This window comes from Roseovarius sp. MMSF_3350 (assembly GCF_030733425.1).
Classification (GTDB): Bacteria; Pseudomonadota; Alphaproteobacteria; order Rhodobacterales; family Rhodobacteraceae; genus Roseovarius.
In genome coordinates, this window is the sequence record NZ_JASHIZ010000018.1 from 30,134 (window position 1) to 51,133 (window position 21,000).

Annotated in this window: 21 protein-coding genes; 12 read left to right on the top strand and 9 right to left on the bottom strand. The window is 65.1% G+C overall.

The window, feature by feature from the left end:
- Positions 1-121: 121 nt before the first annotated feature.
- Entirely contained in the window at positions 122-1,594 is a 1,473-nt protein-coding gene (locus RBB31_RS15895; RefSeq protein WP_306130286.1) for a leucyl aminopeptidase, read from the top strand.
- A complete protein-coding gene (locus RBB31_RS15900; RefSeq protein ID WP_306130287.1) occupies positions 1,594-2,049 on the top strand; it encodes a DNA polymerase III subunit chi in 456 nt (151 codons plus the stop codon). Before RBB31_RS15895 ends, RBB31_RS15900 begins: the two co-directional genes overlap by 1 nt.
- Positions 2,050-2,063: 14 nt before the next feature.
- Here the strand turns inward: RBB31_RS15900 and RBB31_RS15905 are convergent, their stop codons facing one another.
- The 3 genes from RBB31_RS15905 to RBB31_RS15915 are packed head-to-tail and all read right to left on the bottom strand — an operon-like array spanning position 2,064 to position 5,194.
- Positions 2,064-2,645, bottom strand: coding sequence for a TIGR02281 family clan AA aspartic protease (locus tag RBB31_RS15905; RefSeq protein ID WP_306130288.1), 582 nt, complete (start codon positions 2,643-2,645; stop codon positions 2,064-2,066).
- Between the two features lie 25 nt (positions 2,646-2,670).
- On the bottom strand, positions 2,671-3,291 hold the full coding sequence (locus RBB31_RS15910) for a MarC family protein (protein ID WP_306130289.1): 621 nt from the start codon (positions 3,289-3,291) through the stop codon (positions 2,671-2,673).
- A 46-nt stretch (positions 3,292-3,337) separates the two neighbouring features.
- The gene (locus RBB31_RS15915) at positions 3,338-5,194 is read right to left on the bottom strand and encodes an ABC-F family ATP-binding cassette domain-containing protein (RefSeq protein ID WP_306130290.1); all 1,857 of its coding nucleotides are present in this window, start codon (positions 5,192-5,194) and stop codon (positions 3,338-3,340) included.
- A 133-nt stretch (positions 5,195-5,327) separates the two neighbouring features.
- Between RBB31_RS15915 and ndk the strand changes: the two genes are divergently transcribed.
- Positions 5,328-5,750, top strand: coding sequence for a nucleoside-diphosphate kinase (gene ndk, locus RBB31_RS15920; protein ID WP_057793921.1), 423 nt, complete (start codon positions 5,328-5,330; stop codon positions 5,748-5,750).
- Positions 5,751-5,820: 70 nt separating this feature from the next.
- On the opposite strand, the gene RBB31_RS15925 is transcribed toward ndk, so the two are convergent.
- Positions 5,821-5,946, bottom strand: a complete 126-nt coding sequence (locus RBB31_RS15925; protein ID WP_306130291.1) for a hypothetical protein — start codon at positions 5,944-5,946, stop codon at positions 5,821-5,823.
- Positions 5,947-6,144: 198 nt separating this feature from the next.
- Between RBB31_RS15925 and RBB31_RS15930 the strand changes: the two genes are divergently transcribed.
- From RBB31_RS15930 to RBB31_RS15960, 7 genes are all read left to right on the top strand, one after another.
- Complete coding sequence (locus tag RBB31_RS15930; RefSeq protein WP_306130292.1) at positions 6,145-6,777, top strand: XRE family transcriptional regulator; 633 nt, start codon at positions 6,145-6,147, stop codon at positions 6,775-6,777.
- A gap of 87 nt (positions 6,778-6,864) precedes the next feature.
- Complete coding sequence (locus tag RBB31_RS15935) at positions 6,865-7,758, top strand: glutamine amidotransferase family protein (protein WP_306130293.1); 894 nt, start codon at positions 6,865-6,867, stop codon at positions 7,756-7,758.
- 1 nt (position 7,759) lies between these two features.
- Entirely contained in the window at positions 7,760-8,431 is a 672-nt protein-coding gene (locus RBB31_RS15940; protein ID WP_306130294.1) for a GXGXG domain-containing protein, read from the top strand.
- A gap of 12 nt (positions 8,432-8,443) precedes the next feature.
- Positions 8,444-9,781, top strand: a complete 1,338-nt coding sequence (locus tag RBB31_RS15945) for an FMN-binding glutamate synthase family protein (RefSeq protein ID WP_306130295.1) — start codon at positions 8,444-8,446, stop codon at positions 9,779-9,781.
- Positions 9,782-9,822: 41 nt separating this feature from the next.
- Positions 9,823-11,157, top strand: coding sequence for a type III glutamate--ammonia ligase (glnT, locus tag RBB31_RS15950; RefSeq protein ID WP_306130296.1), 1,335 nt, complete (start codon positions 9,823-9,825; stop codon positions 11,155-11,157).
- Positions 11,158-11,215: 58 nt separating this feature from the next.
- The gene (locus tag RBB31_RS15955; protein WP_306130297.1) at positions 11,216-12,169 is read left to right on the top strand and encodes a TAXI family TRAP transporter solute-binding subunit; all 954 of its coding nucleotides are present in this window, start codon (positions 11,216-11,218) and stop codon (positions 12,167-12,169) included.
- A gap of 4 nt (positions 12,170-12,173) precedes the next feature.
- Complete coding sequence (locus RBB31_RS15960; protein ID WP_306130298.1) at positions 12,174-13,967, top strand: TRAP transporter fused permease subunit; 1,794 nt, start codon at positions 12,174-12,176, stop codon at positions 13,965-13,967.
- A gap of 178 nt (positions 13,968-14,145) precedes the next feature.
- On the opposite strand, the gene grxD is transcribed toward RBB31_RS15960, so the two are convergent.
- The 4 genes from grxD to purL all read right to left on the bottom strand — a co-directional run bounded on the left by grxD (position 14,146) and on the right by purL (position 17,431).
- Positions 14,146-14,508 (bottom strand): Grx4 family monothiol glutaredoxin, encoded by a 363-nt coding sequence (gene grxD / locus RBB31_RS15965; protein ID WP_306130299.1) that lies wholly within the window; start codon positions 14,506-14,508, stop codon positions 14,146-14,148.
- Entirely contained in the window at positions 14,505-14,741 is a 237-nt protein-coding gene (locus tag RBB31_RS15970) for a hypothetical protein (RefSeq protein ID WP_306130300.1), read from the bottom strand. Before RBB31_RS15970 ends, grxD begins: the two co-directional genes overlap by 4 nt.
- A 4-nt stretch (positions 14,742-14,745) precedes the next feature.
- Positions 14,746-14,988, bottom strand: a complete 243-nt coding sequence (locus RBB31_RS15975; RefSeq protein WP_057793905.1) for a BolA/IbaG family iron-sulfur metabolism protein — start codon at positions 14,986-14,988, stop codon at positions 14,746-14,748.
- Positions 14,989-15,265: 277 nt separating this feature from the next.
- On the bottom strand, positions 15,266-17,431 hold the full coding sequence (purL, locus tag RBB31_RS15980) for a phosphoribosylformylglycinamidine synthase subunit PurL (RefSeq protein WP_306130301.1): 2,166 nt from the start codon (positions 17,429-17,431) through the stop codon (positions 15,266-15,268).
- Positions 17,432-17,577: 146 nt separating this feature from the next.
- On the opposite strand from purL, the gene RBB31_RS15985 reads away from it, so the two are divergent.
- Positions 17,578-18,609 (top strand): pyridoxal-phosphate dependent enzyme, encoded by a 1,032-nt coding sequence (locus RBB31_RS15985; RefSeq protein ID WP_306130302.1) that lies wholly within the window; start codon positions 17,578-17,580, stop codon positions 18,607-18,609.
- Positions 18,606-19,736 (top strand): Xaa-Pro peptidase family protein, encoded by a 1,131-nt coding sequence (locus RBB31_RS15990; protein ID WP_306130303.1) that lies wholly within the window; start codon positions 18,606-18,608, stop codon positions 19,734-19,736. Before RBB31_RS15985 ends, RBB31_RS15990 begins: the two co-directional genes overlap by 4 nt.
- 197 nt (positions 19,737-19,933) lie before the next feature.
- Here RBB31_RS15990 and RBB31_RS15995 read toward each other — a convergent pair whose 3' ends face one another.
- Positions 19,934-20,827, bottom strand: coding sequence for a LysR family transcriptional regulator (locus RBB31_RS15995; protein ID WP_306130304.1), 894 nt, complete (start codon positions 20,825-20,827; stop codon positions 19,934-19,936).
- Between the last annotated feature and the right edge of the window lie 173 nt (positions 20,828-21,000).

Sequence of the window (21,000 nt, forward strand, 5' to 3'; positions counted from 1 at the left end):
TGCGGGGGAAAACCGGTAAAGCGACGCGCGCCGGCGGTTTGCGGCCGGCACTGGCCATTGCCCGCGCAAGGCGCTAGGTCTGGTGGCGACAGACAGACATTTTCCGCGCAAGGAGCATCACATGAGCACCCCCGTTTCCGTTACCTTCACCGATCTGGACCTCGACGCCATCGCCGAAGCGGAAGGGCGCGTCGCCGTGGTGGTCACGCCGACTGGCAAGATGGGCCCGGGTGCGCGCCGGGTGAACCGCCTGACCAAGGGAGCGGTGAAGCGCCTGCTGGAAAGCGAGGCGTGGGAAAAGACCAAGCCGGGTCAGGTGATTACTCTGGCATGGCCGACGGGCCTTGCGGCCAAGGCGCTGGATGTCCTGTGCCTGGAACGCGGGGCAGACCCGGTCGAGACGCGCCAGGCCGGCGCGGCCCTGGGCAAGCTCAAAGGGTCGGAACCTCTGCTGGTGCTGGCGGGGACCGCCCGGCGGTTGAGCGAGCTGGCGCAGGGGATCGCCCTGCGCGCCTATTCCTTCGATGCGCGCAAGTCGGAACAATCCGACGAGGCAGGTCCGGTGTCGATCATGGTCGCCAAACCTGACGAGGCCACCGAAGCTGCGAAAGCGGCGCTCGCGGTGGCCGAGGGCGTGTTGATGACGCGCGACCTTGTGTCGGAACCGGCCAACCACCTGACCACCACTGAATTCGCCAAGCGCATCAAGGAGATGGAGAGCCTCGGGCTCAAGATCACCATCCTGGAGGAAGACGAGCTTGAAAAGCAGGGGATGGGGCTTTTGCTCGCCGTGGGTCAAGGCTCGGCCTCGCCCACAAAGGTCGCGGTCATGGAATGGTCCGGCGGGCGTGACGGTGACGCGCCGCTGGCGCTGGTGGGCAAGGGCGTGGTGTTCGACACGGGGGGCATTTCGCTGAAGGTGCCCACGGGCATGGAAGACATGACGATGGACATGGGCGGTGCCGGGGTTGTGACGGGTACCATGCGCGCGCTTGCGCTGCGTCAGGCCAAGGCCAACGTTGTTGGCCTTGTCGGGCTGGTCGAGAACATGCCCTCGGGCGAGGCTTACCGCCCCGGTGACGTCTTCACCTCGATGAAGGGCGACACGGTGGAGATCATCAACACCGATGCCGAAGGGCGGCTGTTGCTGGCCGATGTGCTGTGGTACGCGCAGAAGACCTACAAGCCCGCCGCCATCATCGACCTTGCCACTCTGACGGGTGCTATGATCATCGCGCTCGGTCACGAGAATGCAGGCGTCTTTTCCAACGATGACAATTTCTGCGACAAGTTCCTGCGCGCGGCCAAGAACGAGGGCGAGGGCGCCTGGCGACTGCCGCTTGGCAAGAACTACGACAAGCAACTCAAGTCCGACATCGCCGACATGAAGAACGTGGGCGGACGGCCCGCCGGCTCGATCACCGCGGCGCAGTTCCTGCAACGCTTCGTCGAGGAGGGCACACCGTGGATCCACCTTGATATCGCGGGCGTTGCGCGGGTGACCAAGGACACCGATTTCGCCCCCAAGGGTTCGACGGGCTGGGGCGTGATGAGCCTTAACCGGCTGGTGGCCGATCAATACGAAGGGGAATGATGGGCGCGGTCTATTTCTATCACCTGACCCGCCGACCGCTGGAGGCGACATTGCCCATGCTGCTGGACAAGGCGCGGGGCGCCGGATGGCGTGTGCTGGTGCGCGGCACCCAGGCGGCGCGGCTGGACTGGCTGGACGAAAAGCTCTGGCTGGGCCCCGAGGACGGGTTTCTGCCGCATGGGCGCGAAGGCGGACCGCATGACGCCCGCCAGCCCATCCTGCTGGGCACGGGGGAGGCCACCAACGGGGCCTCCTGCATCATGAGCATCGACGGTGCCGAGGTCTCTTCCCAAGAGGTGCAGGCTCTGGAACGGACCTGCATCCTGTTCGACGGCAATGATGACCGGGCGCTGAACCACGCCCGCGGGCAGTGGAAGGCGCTGACCGGCGCGGGGTGTTCGGCGCAATACTGGTCCGAGGACTCTGGCCGCTGGGAGAAGAAGGCCGAGGCGTAGGGGCGGCGCGCCGTCTAGCGGGTAAGGATCATCCGTCCGTCGGAAATCTGCACGTTCGAGAACCGTTCGAGATAGCTCATACCCAGGAGGGACCGGTCCAGTTCTCCGCCATTGACGGAGGCCGCGATGCCGCGATCCTCCAGCGGGCCGATGGTCAGACTGTCAAGCCGCACCGGCGCCGTGCTGACCGTGCCGTTGGCCGTGCCCGCGCGCCCCACAAAGGCCAACTCGTCGGTGTTCAGCCCCGCACGTTCGGCGTCGGCGCGGGTCAGAACGATCAGCGTGGCACCTGTATCCACGACGAAGTCCACCGGCGCGCCGTTTACCTGCGCCGTGACGTAGTAGTGGCCGTCCATCGCCCGACGCAGCTCGATCCGGTCCTCGCCCAGGGTTCGATGTGCTGCAGGGGCTACGGTGTTGCGGATGTCGCCCCACAGCCCGACCGCCGCGATGCCGCCCACGAAGATGAGGCCCCAGACCACCGCATATTGCATGGTCTTGCCCAGAGAATTGCGGTTCTGGGCAAAGAACCACGCCACGACGGCGGCGCCGAGCAGCGCGAGGTAGAGCAGGCGGGCTGTATCATCTCCGGTCATGGCGCAATATATAAACAGCGCACCCTCAGCCCGCCAGCCCAAACCCTTTCAATCCGTCAAGCACGAACTGAACCGCCAGCGCGGCCAGAAGCATCCCCAGCAGGCGTGTGATCACGTTGATGCCGGTCCGCCCCAGGGCGCGTTCCAGCAGGCCCGCGGTCAGGAACAACAGGAAGACCAGGAGGACCACGCTCAGCATCACGCCGATGACCCAAACCAACCCTTCGATCCCGGGCTGCTGGCCGGCCAGCAGGATCACGGTGGTGATGGCGCCCGGCCCGCCGATCAGCGGAATCGCCAGCGGATAAATCGACGGATCGTCGCGGTCGTCTTCCTCGTCCGCCTGATCCTTGCGCCGCTTGGTGCGCCGCTCGAACAGCATGTCGAGCGCGGTGAGGAACAACAAGAGACCGCCCGCGATGCGGAAGGCGGGCATCGAGATGCCGACGAACTCCAGCACGGATTCGCCGAAACTGGCGAAGATGATCAGGATCAGTGCACCGGCGATACAGGCGCGCAGGGCAATGGCGCGGCGGCGCGATGGGCTGTCGCCCTGGGTCAGCGCCACGAAGAGCGGGGTCATCCCGATCGGGTCGATGATGACGAAAAGCGCCACCCAGGCGGTGATGAGGAAACTCGGGTCCATGCGCCATGGTTTGCGCCGGGATGCGGACGTTGTAAACCGTCCCGTTTCAGTTTTCGGCCGCGTCCAGCCGTTCCAGCGCGGCCAGCCAAAGCGCCTCGGCCCGGTCGAGCCCGTCCATCACCTCGGCATACTTGCGCTGCCACGCTTCCATGTCGTCTGCCTTGGCGTCGTCATAAATTGTGGGATCGGCGAGCTTGGCCGCGATCTTGTCGCGCATCACGTTCAGCTTTTCCACGCGCTGCTCGCAGGTTTTTACCTCGTGCCGCAGTCCAAGGATGGCATCGCGGGATGGGCGCTTGGGCTTCGGCGCAGGTTTCTCCGCCGCCGCGTCCTTTTTCGCAGGCTTCTGGTCCAGCAGGGCAGCGCGATAGGTCTGCAGGTCGCCCTCGTATGGTTTGACCGTGCCGTCCTTGACCAGCCACAGCCGGTCGGCCACCAATTGCAGCAGGTGCATGTCGTGGCTGACCAGGATGATCGCGCCGGTGTAATCCGTGAGCGCCTCGACCAAGGCCTCGCGGCTTTCGATATCGAGGTGGTTGGTCGGCTCGTCGAGGATCAGCATGTGCGGCGCGTCGGTGGTGGCCAGCATCAGCGACAGCCGCGCCTTTTGTCCGCCAGACAGTTTGGCCACCTTCGTGTCGGCCTGTTCCGCGCCGATCCCGAAGCCGCCCAGCCGAGCGCGCAGCTTGGCCTGGCCGTCATCGGGATAGAGGCGGCGGATGTGATCGAGCGGGCTCTCGTCGAGGTGCAACTCGTCGACCTGGTGCTGCGCGAAGTAACCCACGCGCAGCTTCGAGGCGGCGTGCTTCTTTCCGTCCAGCACCTCAAGTTTGCCCGATAACAGCTTGGAAAGCGTGGATTTCCCTTCTCCGTTGCGCCCCAGAAGCGCGATCCGGTCGTCCTGGTCGATGCGCAGCGAAAGGCGCTGCAATACCGGCACACCGTCATAGCCCGTGGCCACATTGTCCAGCCGCAGGATCGGTGGCGACAGCTGGTCGGGCTCGGGAAAGGTAAAGCGGCGCAGCGCGGCCTCTTGCGGGCGCGAGATCGGCTTCATCTTTTCCAGCGCCTTGATGCGGGACTGGGCCTGTTTCGCCTTGTCCGCCTTGTAGCGGAAGCGGTCGACATAGGATTGCAGGTGGGCGCGACGGGCCTCCTGCTTTTTCGCCTCGGCCTCGGCATTGGCGAGTCTCGCGGCGCGGGTCTCGGCGAAGGTGTCGTAGCCGCCCTGATAGAGCGTCAGTTTCCGGTCCTCCAGATGCAGGATGGAACCCACGGCACGATTCAGCAGTCCGCGGTCGTGGCTAATGACCAGAACGGTATGGGGATAGCGGGCAAGGTAGCTTTCCAGCCAGAGCGCGCCTTCGAGATCCAGATAGTTGGTGGGCTCGTCGAGCAGCAGCAGGTCGGGGGCGGTGAAAAGCACCGCGGCCAGCGCCACGCGCATCCGCCAGCCGCCCGAGAAGGCCGAACAGGGCTGGGCCTGTTCCTCGTCGGTGAACCCCAGGCCCTTGAGGATGGTGGCGGCGCGGGCCTCGGCGCTCCAGGCGTCGATATCGGCCAGCCGCGTCTGGATCTCGGCGATGCGGGTGCCGTCCTCCGAGGTTTCGGCCTCTGCCATCAGCGCGCTGCGTTCGGTGTCGGCGGCCAGGACCGTGTCGATCAGCGACACGTCGTTGCCCGGCACCTCCTGGTCGACGCCGCCGATACGGGCGCGCTCGGGCATGGAGATCGTGCCCGTGTCCAGCGGCAACTCGCCCCGGATCATGCGAAAGAGCGTGGTCTTGCCGGTGCCGTTGCGGCCCACCAGCCCGACCTTGTGGCCGGCAGGGATAACGGCCGACGCGCCCTCGATCAGGGGGCGGCCAGCGACCGAGAAACTTATGTTATCAAGACGCAACATGCGCACCGCATGCCGTATCGCGCCGGCGCCGTCAATCGCAGCTTTTCAATCACGCACCCCCATGCTATCGGGGCGCCGAATGACGGCGCAGGCATGGGGTTTGCGCCATGACTATTTACGAAAAGAGGCTCCAATGGCTGTCGAACGCACGCTCAGCATCATCAAACCCGATGCCACCAAACGCAACCTGACCGGCAAGATCAACGCCAAGTTCGAGGATGCCGGCCTGCGCATCATCGCGCAGAAGCGGATTCACCTTTCCAAGGCGCAAGCCGGCGTGTTCTACGCCGTGCATTCCGAGCGTCCGTTCTACGACGAACTGTGCGAATTCATGGCGTCCGAGCCGGTCGTCGTGCAGGTGCTGGAAGGCGAAGGCGCGATTGCCAAGAACCGCGAAGTGATGGGCGCCACGAACCCCGCCGATGCGGCGCCGGGCACGATCCGCGCGGAATTCGCGGAATCGGTCGGCGAGAACTCGGTCCACGGGTCCGACGCGCCGGAGACGGCGGCGGTGGAAATCGCCTATTTCTTCTCGGGCCTGGAACTGGTCGGCTGATTGCGCCGAGACAGAATTTTCGGAACGGCGCGGTCTTCGGGGCGCGCCGTTTTCGTTTGCGCGAGACGTTTCAGATCGCGGCGAAGTCGTTGAAGACCTGCCTGGACACGATCACCTTCGCTTCTTGCGTTGCCGTGCTGCGCGGCGTCGGGGCGGGTGTCTGCGACTTGCGGGGAAGGTCGGGGGTCGTTGCCATGTGCCTGCTCCTTTTTGAGGTCAGGCCGGCCGAACAGCGCCGACCGGCGCCAAGTTATCCGGTCAGGGTGTCGGCAAAGGCTGTCAGGAATTGGGCCGAAATGTGGCGGGAATGTGGCGTGCTGCTCGGATTTTTATATCGCAATCCGGGCTGACACCGTGCAAGGGTAAGTTTCGAAACGAGAAAAGCGCGCATATCATGGCCCAAGGCAAGCTCAACCAGGACCCGCACAAGGTTCGTGAACACCAGGACATGAACCTGGAAACCGCCATCGGGCGGGCGGTGCGCGAGTTCCGCAAGACCCGCGGCATGACCGTCTCGGACCTGTCGGACGTGACCGGCCTTTCGGTCGGGATGCTGTCCAAGATCGAGAACGGGGTCACGTCGTCGTCCCTGACCACGTTGCAGGCGCTTTCGGCGGCGCTCAGTGTGCCGATCACCGCGTTCTTTCGCCGGTTCGAGGAACGGCGCGAGGTCGTGCACGTCAAGGCGGGAGAGGCAGTGGAGATGGAGCGTGCCGGAACGCGAGCCGGGCACCAATACAACCTTCTGGGCCATATCGGCGCCAACAACAGTGGCGTCGTGGTGGAGCCCTATCTGATCACGCTGAACGAGGAATCGGACGTCTTTCCCACGTTTCAGCATGAGGGGATCGAGCTTCTTTATATACTGGAGGGCGAGGTGGGATACCGCCACGGCGAGCAGAGCTTTCATTTGCGGCCCGGAGACAGCCTGTTCTTCGACGCCGACGCGCCGCATGGTCCGGACCAGCTCTTGCGCCTGCCGATCCGATATCTGTCAGTGATCTCGTACCCGCAGGGCGACCGGTAGAATATTCCTATCAAGAATATTTAATTCCCTCTATTGCATATTGCCGTAGGTCGTAATAGCGTCTCCTGAGCATTAGGAGACATCGGAATGTGTGGAATCGTTGGACTGTTCCTTAAGGACAAGACGCTCGAGCCTCGCTTGGGTGAAATGCTGACTGAAATGCTGATCACGATGTCCGACCGCGGGCCCGATAGCGCCGGCATCGCGGTTTACGGCACGGATCGGGACGGGCAGGCGAAGCTGACGCTTCAGGCCGCCGAGCCGAGCCAGTTCGAAGGACTGGCCGAGGAGATCGGCAACGAGGTTGGCGCGACCATCGAGCAAAGGGTGATCGACACTCATGCCGTGCTGGGATTGCCGCAGGACAAGCTGTCGGCGGCGCGGCAGGCGATCAAGCGGCTGCGCCCGGATATACGGGTGATGAGCGCAGGCGACATCATCGAGATCTACAAGGAAGTCGGCCTGCCGGGGGACGTGGCGAAACGGTTCGACATTCCCAAGCTGACCGGCAGCCACGGCATCGGGCACACCCGCATGGCCACGGAAAGCGCGGTCACAACGCTGGGGGCGCACCCGTTTTCCACGGGCGCGGATCAGTGTCTTGTGCATAACGGCTCGCTCAGCAATCACAACGCGCTGCGCCGGCAACTGGCGCGCGAGGGCATCGAGGTCGAGACGCAGAACGACACCGAGGTGGCCGCGGCCTATCTAACCTGGAAAATGCAGCAGGGTCATACACTTGGTGAAGCGCTGGAGGCGGGGCTGGCGGATCTCGACGGCTTCTACACGTTCGTCGTGGGCACCAAGGACGGCTTTGGTGTCGTGCGCGACCCCATCGCCTGCAAGCCGGCCGTGATGGCTGAAACCGACCAATACGTGGCCTTCGGCAGCGAGTATCGCGCGTTGGTGAACCTTCCGGGCATCGAGGATGCCCGCGTGTGGGAACCCGAACCCGCCACCGTTTATTTCTGGAGCCACTGACATGCAGACTTACGATTTGGAAGCGGACGGGCTGCGCGGGCTGAATGCCACGCTGCAAGGGGCCAGCGGCAACGAGACCGGCTGGGAAGTCGTCAATCCGCGTGGCAGCCACGCCATCGCCGTGGGGCTGGATGCACCGCTGGACGTGACCGTGAAGGGCTCGACCGGCTATTACTGTGCGGGCATGAACCAGCAGGCGACAGTGCGGGTGGCCGGCAATGTCGGCCCCGGCGTGGCCGAGAACATGATGAGCGGCACGGTGATCGTCGAGGGCGATGCCAGCCAGTATGCCGGGGCGACCGGGCATGGTGGGCTGCTTGTGATCAAGGGTAATGCCTCGTCGCGCTGCGGGATCTCGATGAAGGGGATCGACATCGTCGTGGGCGGCAACGTGGGGCATATGTCGGCCTTCATGGGTCAGAAGGGGCACCTGGTGGTCTGCGGGGATGCGGGCGACGCGCTTGGCGACTCGATCTACGAGGCGAAGCTGTTCGTGCGCGGTAGCGTCAAAAGCCTGGGCGCGGACTGCATCGAGAAGGAGATGCGGCCGGAGCATGTCGAGAAGCTGACCGAATTGCTGGAAAAGGCCGGGATCGACGCCGATCCGTCCGAGTTCAAGCGCTATGGCTCGGCTCGCAAGCTCTACAATTTCAAAGTCGACAACGCCTATTGAGGAGACGGACCCATGAGCGACAATCAAAAATCCGCTCCGCGGACTTTGCCAAGATATTCCAATACGTTCACGCCGGACGTTAATGCGGAAATCCGCCGGGCGGCAGCCACCGGCATCTACGATATCCGAGGCGGCGGGGCCAAGCGGAAGGTGCCACATTTCGATGACCTGGTGTTCCTGGGCGCGTCCATGTCGCGCTATCCGCTGGAGGGCTACCGCGAACGCTGCGACACGAACGTGGTGCTGGGCACGCGCTATGCTAAGAAGCCGATCGAGCTGAAGATCCCGATCACTATCGCAGGCATGAGTTTCGGCGCGCTGTCGGCGCAAGCGAAAGAGGCACTTGGGCGGGGAGCGTCGATGGCCGGGACCTCGACCACCACGGGCGATGGCGGGATGACGCCCGAAGAGCGGGGGCAGTCGAAAACGCTTGTGTATCAATATCTTCCAAGCCGTTACGGGATGAACCCGGTCGACCTGCGCAAGGCGGATGCCATCGAAGTCGTTGTCGGTCAGGGTGCCAAGCCTGGCGGCGGCGGGATGCTTTTGGGCCAGAAAATCTCGGACCGTGTGGCCGAGATGCGCACCCTGCCCAAGGGGATCGACCAGCGCTCGGCCTGTCGTCACCCGGACTGGACGGGGCCCGATGACCTGGAGATCAAGATCCTCGAGCTGCGCGAGATCACCGGCTGGGAAAAACCGATCTACGTCAAGGTCGGCGCAGCGCGCCCGTTCTTCGACACGACGCTAGCCGTGAAGGCCGGGGCGGACGTGGTGGTGATCGACGGCATGCAGGGCGGCACGGCGGCCACGCAGGACGTCTTTATCGAACATGTCGGCATCCCGACATTGGCGTGTATCCGCGAGGCAGTAGCCGCGCTTCAGGAGCTGGGCATGCACCGCAAGGTGCAGCTGATCGTCTCGGGCGGCATCCGCACCGGCGCCGATGTCGCCAAGGCGCTGGCGCTTGGGGCCGACGCGGTCAGCATCGGCACGGCCGCCATGGTGGCGATCGGCGACAACGACCCCAAGTGGGAGGCCGAGTACAACGCGCTTGGCTCCACCGCCGGGGCCTATGACGACTGGCACGAGGGCCGCGACCCGGCGGGCATTTCCACCCAGGACCCGGAACTCTCGAAACGCCTTGATCCGGTCGAGGCCGGGCGGCGGCTGAACAACTACCTCAAGGTTCTGACGCTGGAGGCACAGACGCTGGCCCGTGCCTGCGGCAAGAACCACGTGCACAACCTGGAGCCAGAAGATTTACAAGCTCTTACCGTGGAGGCCGCCGCGATGGCGCGGGTGCCTCTGGCGGGAACCTCTTGGATTCCCGGACAGGGCGGTATGTAATCACGACAACAATCATAATGACAAGAAACGGGGAGACGACCATGGCCACGGACCTGGCAAAATTTGCCGACAAGAACGGCGTCAAATACTTCATGATTTCCTTCACGGACCTTTTCGGCGGGCAACGCGCCAAGCTGGTGCCGGCGCAGGCGATCGCCGACATGCAGGAGGATGGCGCGGGGTTCGCGGGCTTTGCCACGTGGCTGGACATGACGCCGGCGCATCCCGACATGCTGGCCGTACCGGACCCGGAGTCGGTCATTCAACTGCCGTGGAAGCCTGAAGTGGCGTGGGTGGCGGCCAACCCGGTGATGGAAGACGAGGACGTGGCGCAAGCACCCCGCAACGTGCTGCGCCGCCTGATCGACGAGGCCGCCGAGGAAGGTCTGCACGTCAAGACGGGTGTGGAGGCGGAGTATTTCCTGCTCACGCCGGATGGCAATGCGCTGTCGGATGAGTTCGATACCGCCGAGAAGCCGTGTTATGACCAGCAGGCGGTGATGCGGCGCTATGACGTGGTGCGCGAGATCTGCGACTACATGCTGGATCTGGGCTGGGGCCCGTACCAGAACGACCACGAGGACGCCAACGGCCAGTTCGAGATGAACTGGGAGTTCGACGACGCGCTGGTGACCGCCGACCGGCATTCTTTCTTCAAGTTCATGACCAAGTCCGTGGCGGAAAGACACGGCTTTCGCGCGACCTTCATGCCCAAGCCCGTCGAGGGGCTGACGGGCAACGGCGCGCATGTGCATATCTCGGTCTGGGACGCACCGGGCACGAAGGCCAAGACCAACGTATTCGCCACCGACACCGCCGAGGGCAGCCCGACCGCAGAGTTGGGCCTGTCCGAGCGCGGCGCGCATTTCCTGGGCGGGATCATGAAGCACGCCAGCGCCATGGCGGCGATCACCAACCCGACCGTGAACAGTTACAAGCGGATCAACGCGCCGCGCACCACGTCGGGGGCCACATGGGCGCCCAACACGGTGACGTGGACCGGCAACAATCGCACACACATGGTGCGGGTGCCGGGGCCGGGGCGGTTCGAGCTGCGGTTGGCGGACGGGGCGGCGAACCCCTACCTGTTGCAGGCCGTGATCATCGCCGCTGGCCTCAGCGGCGTCCGGTCCAAGGCCGATCCGGGCAAGCGTTACGACATCGACATGTATGCCGAAGGCTACAAGGTGCGGGGCGCGCCGAAACTGCCGTTGAACATGCTGGATGCCTTGCGTCTTTACGACAAGGACCGCGAGTTGAAGGCGATGCTGGGCGAGGCGTTCTCGTCGGCCTTCCTGAAGATGAAGCGGCAGGAATGGGATTCCTACATGGCGCATTTCAGCCAATGGGAAAAGGACCATACGCTGGATATCTGACCATTGACCCTTTCACGGGCGCAGGCATAAATGCGCCCATGACAATGGGAGGATTACCATGAAGTTTCATCGCCTGACCGCCGCCGTTCTGGCCGGTTCCATGCTGGCGCTGCCGGCCGCCGCCGAGACGCGCGTCACATACAAATCGGCCAAGTCGGCCTCGTCCTATTACCAGATGGGCGTGCAGATCGCCGAGGCCATGCAGGAGGCCTCGGACGGCGAGATCAGCGTGACCGTCGAGGAAAGCCAGGGATCGGTTCAGAACGTGATGGAGGTGCGGGCGCGCGGCGGTGATTACGTGTTCACCACGCCACCCGTTCTGGTCAGCCTGGCGCAGGGTGGCAAGGCGATGTTCGAGGGCAAGGGCGACCCGGCCTTCGACGATATCCGCGCACTGTTCCCGATCCCGTCGCTGACCATGCATTTCGTCATGTCCGAGGAGAGCGGCGCCACGACGCTGGCGGACCTCGAAGGCAAGACGATCCTGCTGGGCAAGGGCAGTTTCGGTGCGACGGAGGGCGAGAAGTATCTCGACCTCTTCGGACTGGCCGACAAGGTCGAGATCGCCGATGTTGAACTGTCGAACGCGGTGCCGGCCATGCAGAACGGGCAGATCGACGGGTTCGTGACGGCGGGTTCGTGGCCGGCACCCAACGTGGTGGAGGCCGCGGCCTCGACCGGGGTGACGGTGCTGTCGATGAGTGACGAGCAGATTGCCGAGACCGGGCGCACCAAGCTGGTGATCCCTGCGGGCACTTATGCCGGGCAGGACGAGGATATCGTGACGACCTCGCTGCCGGTGGCGGCCTATACGACCACCAAGATGGATGACGAGACCGCCTATCAGCTGACCAAGACCTATTGGGAAAGCAAGGCCAAGTTGGGCGAGTCTTCGGCCTGGTGGAACGGCGTGGACGAGGGCCTGATGGAGAACATCACCGGCCAGATCCATCCCGGCGCCGTGCGCTATTACGAAGAGGCAGGCATCGCCCTGACCGACGCCCAGAAGTGACCACGTGAGCCTGACGACCCCCGATCCCGCCGCGCAGGCCGGTCCTGCGCGGCTTTTCTGGCTTGGCCTGGCGCTGGCCTCGGTGGTGTTTCATATCGGGCTGGTGTTCTGGGGGCTGGTGCCGAACCTCGTGAGCCGCCCGATGCACCTGGTTTTCGTGCTGCCCTGGGTACTGGTCTGGGGGCAGGCGGGGCTGATGCGCCATAGCGGATACGTGCTGGCCGCACTTGGCGTGGGCGCGGCGCTTTGGGTCGTTTTTAACCGCGACATGCTGGGCGACCAGTACGGGTTTCTGGAAGGCCAGGGGCAGGTGGCCATCGCCGCCGTGCTGATCCTCGTGGTGCTGGAAGCGGCGAGGCGGGCGATTGGTTGGCCCCTGCCGCTGGTGGCCGCCATCGCGCTGCTCTACGGCCTTTTCGGGCAACACATCCCGGGGCGTTTCGGCCATTCCGGCACGCCGATCGAGAGCTTTTTCGGAACGCTGACCATTGCCGAAGGCGCGCTTTGGGGGTCGCTGACGCAGGTGTCGGTGAACGTGGTGGCGATCTTCGTCATCTTCGGCGCGGTGCTGAACGCGGGCGAGGCGGGACAGGGGTTCATGAACGTGGCCGCCGCGGCCGCCGGGCGTTTGCGGGGCGGGGCGGCGAAAGTGTCGGTGCTGAGTTCGGCGCTCTTCGGCTCGATCTCGGGCTCGGCATCGGCCAACGTGGCCTCGACCGGGGCGGTGACGCTGCCAGCGATGGAGAAGCTGGGATATCCCAAGCGGATCGCCGGCGCGGTGGAGGCGGTGGCGTCCTCGGGCGGGCAGATCATGCCGCCGCTGATGGGGGCAGGAGCCTTCGTCATGGTCGAGCTGACGGGGGTGCCGTATACCGGCATCATGGCCGCTGCGGCGCTGCCGGCGCTCTTGTATTTCTGGGCCGTCTGGGTGGGCATCGACGGCTACGCGGCGCGGTTTGATCTGCGGGGGCTGGCGGATGCGGACCGGCCCGCGCGGCGCGATGTGCTTGTGACATCAGGGTTTTTCCTTGTGCCTTTCGCGATCCTGCTGTTGGGCATGTTCGTGATGCGGGTGACGCCGCAATACGCCGCGTGCCTGTCGATCTTTGCCGGGGCGGCGCTGCTCTTGTTGGGGTCGGACCTGCGGGTGAACCTGTCGCGGGCGCTGGCGCGGGCTGAGACGGCGTTGATGACGGCGGCGCGGCAGGTGGCGCTGATCGGGGCGATCATCTTTTGTGCCTCATTGGTGATCGGGGTGCTGGGCGTCACCGGGCTGGGGGTCAAGATCACCTCGCTGATCCTGTCGGCCTCGGGCGGGATGCTGTGGCCATCGCTGCTGCTGACCGCCTTTGCCTGTTTGATTTTGGGAATGGAGGTGCCGACAACGGCGGCCTATGTGATCTGCGTTTCCGTCGCCGGGCCGGCGCTGATCGAGTTGGGGATGGAGCCGCTTCAGGCACATCTTTTCGTCTTCTGGTACGCGCTTTTGTCGACCATCACGCCGCCCGTCTGCGGGGCGGTATTCATTGCCGCTGGCATGATCGGGGAGAACTGGCTGCGGATCGCACTGACGGCGATGACGCTGGGTGTAGGGCTGTACCTGATCCCCTTGGGCATGGTGGCGAACCCCGGCATCACGGCGTTGGCCGAGGCGCCGGGATGGGCGGTATTGTCGATGGTCAAGGTGGGGGCGGGGCTGGCGCTGGTCAGCCTGTCGCTGGTGTTGAAGAAAGGCTGGCCGCTGCGGGTGGCGGCGTTCGCGGCGGGGCTGTTTCTGATCCTGTGGCCAATGTCTTAACGGCGAATCGGGGTCAAAAACCCACGTCGGTATTGCGTCGGTATTTGGGTGGTTTCGCGACGGTGCCATTGTCCGCAGGCCTGTGTGAACGGACCGTGCGCCGTTAAGCATTTACAAAGAAAAATGCGGCCCCGAGATCGGGACCGCGCCTTGGATTAACCGGAGTGAAAGACCCGGCTCAGCCGTTGGCTTCGCGGATCTTGTCGGCGGCGTCCTTGTCGTAGGAGACGCCGTTCTGCTCGAACAGGGTGTCGAGCTCGCCCGAGAGGGTCATCTCGGTGATGATGTCGCAGCCGCCGACGAATTCGCCCTTCACGTAGAGCTGCGGGATGGTCGGCCAGTCGGAATAATCCTTGATGCCCTGCCGGATGCCGTCATCGGAAAGCACGTTCACATCCGTATACTCGACGCCCATGTAGTTCAGCACGCCGGCCACGCGGGACGAGAACCCGCATTGCGGCATGGTCTTGGTGCCTTTCATGTAGAGCACCACGTCATTGGCTTTCACGGTTTCTTCGATCTGCGTCTTCGGGTCGCTCATTTGTCGGTGTCCTTCGGAGCAAAGAGTTTGGCGTAGGCTTGCGGATCGCGGGGGATTTCCCACCGCCGGACGTTGCCGCCGCCCATGCCGGATTGGTAGTCGGATTCAAGGACGTGCATCCCGGTCCCCGGTTCGCTGCCGCGCTTGCCGGGGGATTTGCGCTGGCCCACGATTGCGACCGCGGCGATGGCGGCGGCAACGAGGACCAGGAGGATGATCAGCGTCCAGCTCATCGTTTCAGTCCGGGGCCTTGGTGGTCAGGGCCAGGGCGTGCAGGTCGCCGGAAGGACCGTCCATCTTGCCCTTGAGCGCGGCATAGACGGCGCGCTGCTGCTGGACACGGTTCTTGCCCCGGAAGCTTTCGTCGATGACCTCGGCCGCGTAGTGATTCCCGTCGCCGGCCAGATCGGTGATGGTGATCTTGGCGTCTGGGAAGGTCTCGCGGATCAGATCCTCGATTTCCTGGACTTGCATGGGCATGTGCGCGTCTCCTTGGTGTCTGTCCCTGATGTAGAGAGGGCAGGGCCGGGATGCAAGCGACGGGCGTGGTTTCCGGCGATGTCGTCCGTGGCGGGGTAGGCCGGGATTTCGTCCGGGCATCGGGGTGCGGAGGCGGGGTGAAACCCCGCCCTACGATGTGGGGCGGAGGTTTTCGACGGACAGGCGGGGTCGTCTGGTGCGTGGAGCAGGGTAGGCCGGGATTTCATCCCGGCACCGGGGCGCGGAGGCGGGGTGAAGCCACGCCCGACGACTGGTGTCAGGCGAAGGTGTCGCCGAAAGTGCCGCGGTAGATCGCGGCGAGCTCGTCCATCGGGGCGCTGGAGCGGCCCATCTGCACGTCGGTGCCGGTGAAGCGGCCCACGCTTTGGATCGGCACGCCGGCCTGGCCTGCGGCGATCATCAGCGCCTCGGCCTGGTCGAAATTGCAGGCGATGAGATAGCGGGCCTGATCCTCGCCGAAGAGGGTCGCCGTGTCGTCGCTGTCGAGGCAGACGCCGACGCCGGCCGCTTCGGCCATCTCGAAGGCCGCCAGTGCGAGGCCGCCGTCGGAGAGGTCGGTGCAGGCCTTGATGAGGGCGTGGTTGGCGCGGATGAAGTCGCCGTTGCGTTTCTCGGCGGCCAGATCGACGGGTGGCGCGTCGCCTTCGACGCGGTTGTAGACCTCTGCCAGCAAGGCGGATTGGCCCAGGTGGCCGTTGGTTTCGCCCACCAGCAGGGCCACGTGGCCGTCGCGGGCCTGGCCGGTGATGGCGGACTCGGGGTCGCGGATCAAGCCGACCGCGCCGATGGTTGGGGTGGGCAGGATGGCGCTGCCGTCGGTCTCGTTATAGAGCGAGACGTTGCCCGACACGATCGGCATGTCGAGCGCCGCGACGGCCTCGCCGATGCCTTTGATCGCCATTACGAACTGGCCCATGATCGCGGGCTTTTCCGGGTTGCCGAAGTTGAGGTTGTCGGTGGTGGCAAGCGGCACGGCGCCAAGTGCCGTGAGGTTGCGATAGGCCTCGGCCACGGCCTGTTTGCCGCCCTCGAAAGGGTTCGCCTTGACGTAGCGGGGGGTCACGTCGGAGGTGAAGGCGAGGTGCTTGTCGGTGCCGTGCACGCGAATGAGGCCGGCGCCTTGTCCGGGGGTGCGGGCGCTGTCGGCCATGACCATGGTGTCGTATTGCTCGTACACCCACTGCTTGCCGCAATAGTTGACCGAGCCGATCAGCGCCTTCAGCCCGTCGATCGGGTCGACATTCGGCACGTTCGCATCATCGAGCGCCTCGGGCGTTTCAGGCTCTTCCCACGGGCGGTCGTATTCCGGGGCGCTGCCCGACAGGGTGGCGAGGGGCAGGTCGGCCATGACCTCGCCCTTGTGCATGATCAGGAAGCGGTCCTCGGGAATGGTCTCGCCGACGATGGCGAAGTCGAGGTCCCATTTTTCGAACACGGCGCGGGCTTCCGCCTCTTTCTCGGGGCGCAGGACCATGAGCATGCGTTCCTGGGATTCCGACAGCATCATCTCGTAGGCGGTCATGTTCGCCTCGCGCTGCGGCACGGCGTCGAGGTTGAGTTTCACACCAAGCCCGCCCTTGTCGCCCATCTCGACGGCGGAACAGGTGAGGCCCGCCGCGCCCATGTCCTGGATCGAGATGACGGCGCCGGTGGCCATCAGCTCCAGCGTGGCCTCCATCAGGCGTTTCTCGGTGAAGGGGTCGCCGACCTGCACGGTGGGGCGCTTTTCCTCGATGGTCTCGTCGAATTCGGCCGAGGCCATGGTGGCGCCGCCGACGCCGTCGCGGCCGGTTTTCGCGCCGAGGTACACGACGGGCATGCCGATGCCGGAGGCGGCGGAGTAGAAGATCTTGTCGGCGTCCGCGAGGCCCGCCGCGAAGGCGTTGACGAGGCAGTTGCCGTTATAGGCCGGATCGAACCGCACTTCGCCGCCCGCGCAGGGGACGCCGAAGCAGTTGCCGTAGCCGCCGATGCCCTCGACCACGCCATGCACCAGCTGGCGGGTCTTGGGGTGGGCAACCTCGCCGAAGGAAAGCGAGTTCATCGAGGCGATGGGGCGCGCGCCCATGGTGAAGACGTCGCGCAAGATGCCGCCCACGCCGGTGGCGGCACCCTGGTAGGGCTCGATGTACGAGGGGTGGTTGTGGCTTTCCATCTTGAAGATCACGGCCTGACCGTCGCCGATATCGACGACGCCCGCATTCTCGCCCGGGCCGCAGATCACTTGCGGGCCACTCGTGGGCAGGGTGCGCAGCCATTTCTTGGAGGACTTGTAGGAGCAATGCTCGTTCCACATGGCCGAGAAGATGCCGAGTTCGGTAAACGTCGGCTCGCGGCCGATGATTTCGAGGATGCGGTCGTACTCGTCGGGCTTCAGCCCGTGGGCCGCGATCAGTTCGGACGTGATGGCCGGTTCCTGCATGTGAAACATGTCCCCCAAGGTGCGGTGCAGATGGCGCCCCTATTAGGCCATGCGCGCGGCGGGGGGAAGGGGGTGCGGCGCGGTGCGTGCCATGGGCCTTGACGGATGCCGCGCGATGCCGTCGGGTTGGGCGAAAGGGAGTTGCCATGAAGATCATCGAGAACCCGTGGCGCGGGCAGGGGCTGGTGGACGGGGTGCTGACCGAGATCCCCGGCGCAAGCGTGGACGCCGCCGCGCCGTTGCGGCTGTTGGGGGAGTGTCCGGCGCATGGGGTGACGCCGCTGGAGCGGCGGGAGGCCTTCGGCACGACGCTTTTCGTGAAGGACGAGCGCGGGCGCATGGGGCTGGGCAGCTTCAAGGCGCTTGGGGCGGCCTATGTGATCGCGCACGAGGCCGCGGCGGCGGGGGCGGAGGATTGGGCGAACGCGCTGGCGGGGCGCACTTACGTGACCGCGAGTGCCGGAAATCACGGGATGTCGGTGGCAGCCGGGGCCAAGGTGTTTGGGGCGAAGGCGGTGGTCTATATCGCCGAGACGGTGCCTGAAAGCTTTGCAGCACGGCTGCGCGACATGGGCGCCGAGGTGGTGCGGGCCGGGGCAGACTACGAGGCCAGCATGGAGGCCGCCGAACAGGCTGCGGAGGCGAACGGCTGGACCCTCTTGTCGGACAGTTCCTGGCCCGGCTACGTGGACCTGCCCTGGCGGCTGATGGAAGGCTACCTGGTGATGGCCGAGGAGGCCGTGCGGCAGATGCCGGAGGTGCCGACGCATATCTTCCTGCAAGCCGGGGTCGGCGGGCTGGCGGGGGCTTGCGCGGCTTATTTCCGCGCGCATTGGGGCGCCGCGCCACGGATCATCGTGGTGGAGCCCGAAGCGGCCCCGGCGTTGCAGGCCAGCATCGAAGCGGGGCGGCCCGTCGCCACGGAAGGCCCGGTCTCGGCCATGGGGCGGCTGGACTGCAAGGAGCCGTCGCTGATCGCGCTGCGGGGCTTGTCGCGCGATGCGGACGACTTTGCGACCATCACCGAAGAGGAGGCGGCGGCAGTGCTGCCGGAGTTGAATCTGATGGGGCTGGAGAGCACGGAATCAGGGGCGGCGGGGTTGGCGGCCGCGCGATTGATGGGCCTTGGCGCGGAGGCGCGGGCGCTGTGCATCCTGAGCGAGCAGTCAGACGGATGAAGCGGGGTTTCGACCGCGCGGAATACGAGACCCGCACCGCGCGGGCGCAGATGCTGATGGACCGCGCGGGGCTGGGCGCGCTGCTGCTGACGACCGAGGCGGATGTGCGCTATTTCACCGGCTTTCTGACGCGGTTCTGGGAGAGCCCCAGCCGCCCGTGGTTCGTGGTGGTGCCGCGGGAGGGCCCGCCCAAGGCGGTGATCCCGTCGATCGGGGCGGCGCTGATGGGGCGCACATGGGTCGAGGACATCCGCACCTGGCCCGCGCCTGCGCCCGAGGATGACGGGGTGAGCCTGCTGGCTGCAACGCTGCGCGAGGTGGGTGGCCCCGTTGGCGTGCCGATGGGTTACGAGACGCATCTGCGGATGCCGCTGATGGATTTCACGCGGGTGAAGGACCTGGCCGGTCTGGCGTTTACCGGCGATGCCGGGATCGTGGCGCGGCTGCGGGCAGTCAAGTCTCCCGCCGAGATCGCTAAGATCGAGACCGCCTGCAGGGTCGCGGGGCGGGCGTTTGCGCGCGTGCCCGAGATTGCGGGGGAAGGCCGCCCCCTGGCAGAGGTGTTCCGGGACTTCCAGCGCCTGTTGCTGGAGGAAGGCGCGGATTGGGTGCCTTATCTTGCCGGGGGCGCGGCGCAGGGTGGCTACGCGGATGTGATTTCGCCGGCGCCGGAGACGCCGCTTTGCCCAGGCGACGTGCTGATGTTGGACACCGGCGCGGTGTGGGACGGGTATTTCTGCGATTTCGACCGCAATTTTGCTGTGGGTCACGTGGGAGACGGAGTGGCAGAGGCCCATGCGCGACTGCTTGAGGCCACGGCGGCGGCGATGGAGATTGCCCGGCCCGGCGCACGCGCCTGCGACCTGTGGCGGGCCATGGCGGGTACCGTGGGCGCGGGCGAGACGGCAGGGCGGCTGGGCCACGGGCTGGGGATGCAGCTGACCGAGGGGCTGTCGTTGACCGCGCACGACGAGACGGTGCTGGAACCCGGCATGGTGATCACGCTGGAGCCGGGGATCGACCGGCCCGGGGGCCTGTGCATGGTGCACGAGGAGGTGATCGCGATCACCGACGGCCAGCCGCGGGCGCTGTCGCCGCTGGCGGGGGGCGAGATCCCGGTGGTCTGAGCAAAAAAAGGCCGAGCAATAAGCTCGGCCATAGTCCAACAGGGAGGTATGAAGTGATCGGGTTGATCACCGTCATGCCGTGCAATTAGTGCCCGATTTTCGAGCGATCAAGGGCAAACAGGCCGCACCAGGTGAAAACCTGCTATGCTGTTGCCGCATGGCTGCTATTTCGGCGGCAGCGAACGGCGCGAAATGCCTTATTTCGCGACGTTTTTGCGATAGGCTATGATCTCTTCCTGGACGAAGTCGCGGAACGCCTTGATGCGCTGCGAGTGGCGCAGCTCTTCGGGGTAGGCGAGGAACACCGGCACGTCGGAGGATTGTACCTCGGGCAGAACGCGCACGATCTGCGGGAAATCCTGGCCCAGGTAGTCGGGTAGCACGCCGATTCCGAGATTGTTGAGCACGCCTTGCAGCACGCCGTAATAGTTGTTCACCGTCAGCAGCGAGGGGATGTCGTAGGTCATCAGTTCGCTGACCAGCGTGGCACCCGCGCCGACCTGGGCCGAGCGGGGATTCTGGCACAGGATGCGGTGCTGGCTGAGGTCTTCCATCTTTTCGGGCGTGCCGCGCTCGTCGAGGTATTTCTGCGTGGCGAAGAGGCACATGTTGATCATCATCAGCCGCTTGCGGATGAGATCGGCCTGGCTGGGCTCCTTCATGCGGATGGCGACGTCGGCCTCGCGCATGGGCAGATCGAGGACGCGTTCCTCGAGCATCAGGTCGATGTTGAGCTCGGGATAGGTCTCGAACAGTTTGGGCAGGCGCGGGGCGAGCCAGAGTGTGCCGAAGCCGATGGTGGTGGTCACGCGCAACTCGCCGAACACTTCCTCCTCGCTGTCGCGGATGCGGGCGGTGGCGGCATCCAGCCGCTTGACCATCGCGCGGGTGGCGTCGAACAGAAGCTCGCCCTGTTCGGTCAGGATCAGGCCGCGGGCGTGGCGGTGGAAGAGTGTGGCGTTGAGTGATTCTTCCAGCGCGCGAATCTGGCGCGAGACCGCCGATTGCGACAGGTGAAGCTGGTCACCGGCATGGGTGAGGCTGCCGGCATCGGCCACCGCGTGAAATATTCTCAGTTTGTCCCAATCCATTTCGCAACTTTCAATTCGATCCAATCCCCGCACGCGCAATAGCAGAAAAACATTCGCGGATCACAGCCGATAGCGTGGAAAACACGTGAAACTTTGCGTTAGGTCACGTATATTGACCTAATACACGCCTATATACTTAGCAGTTGCGCGGAATTGCGCAATCGCCACGGGAG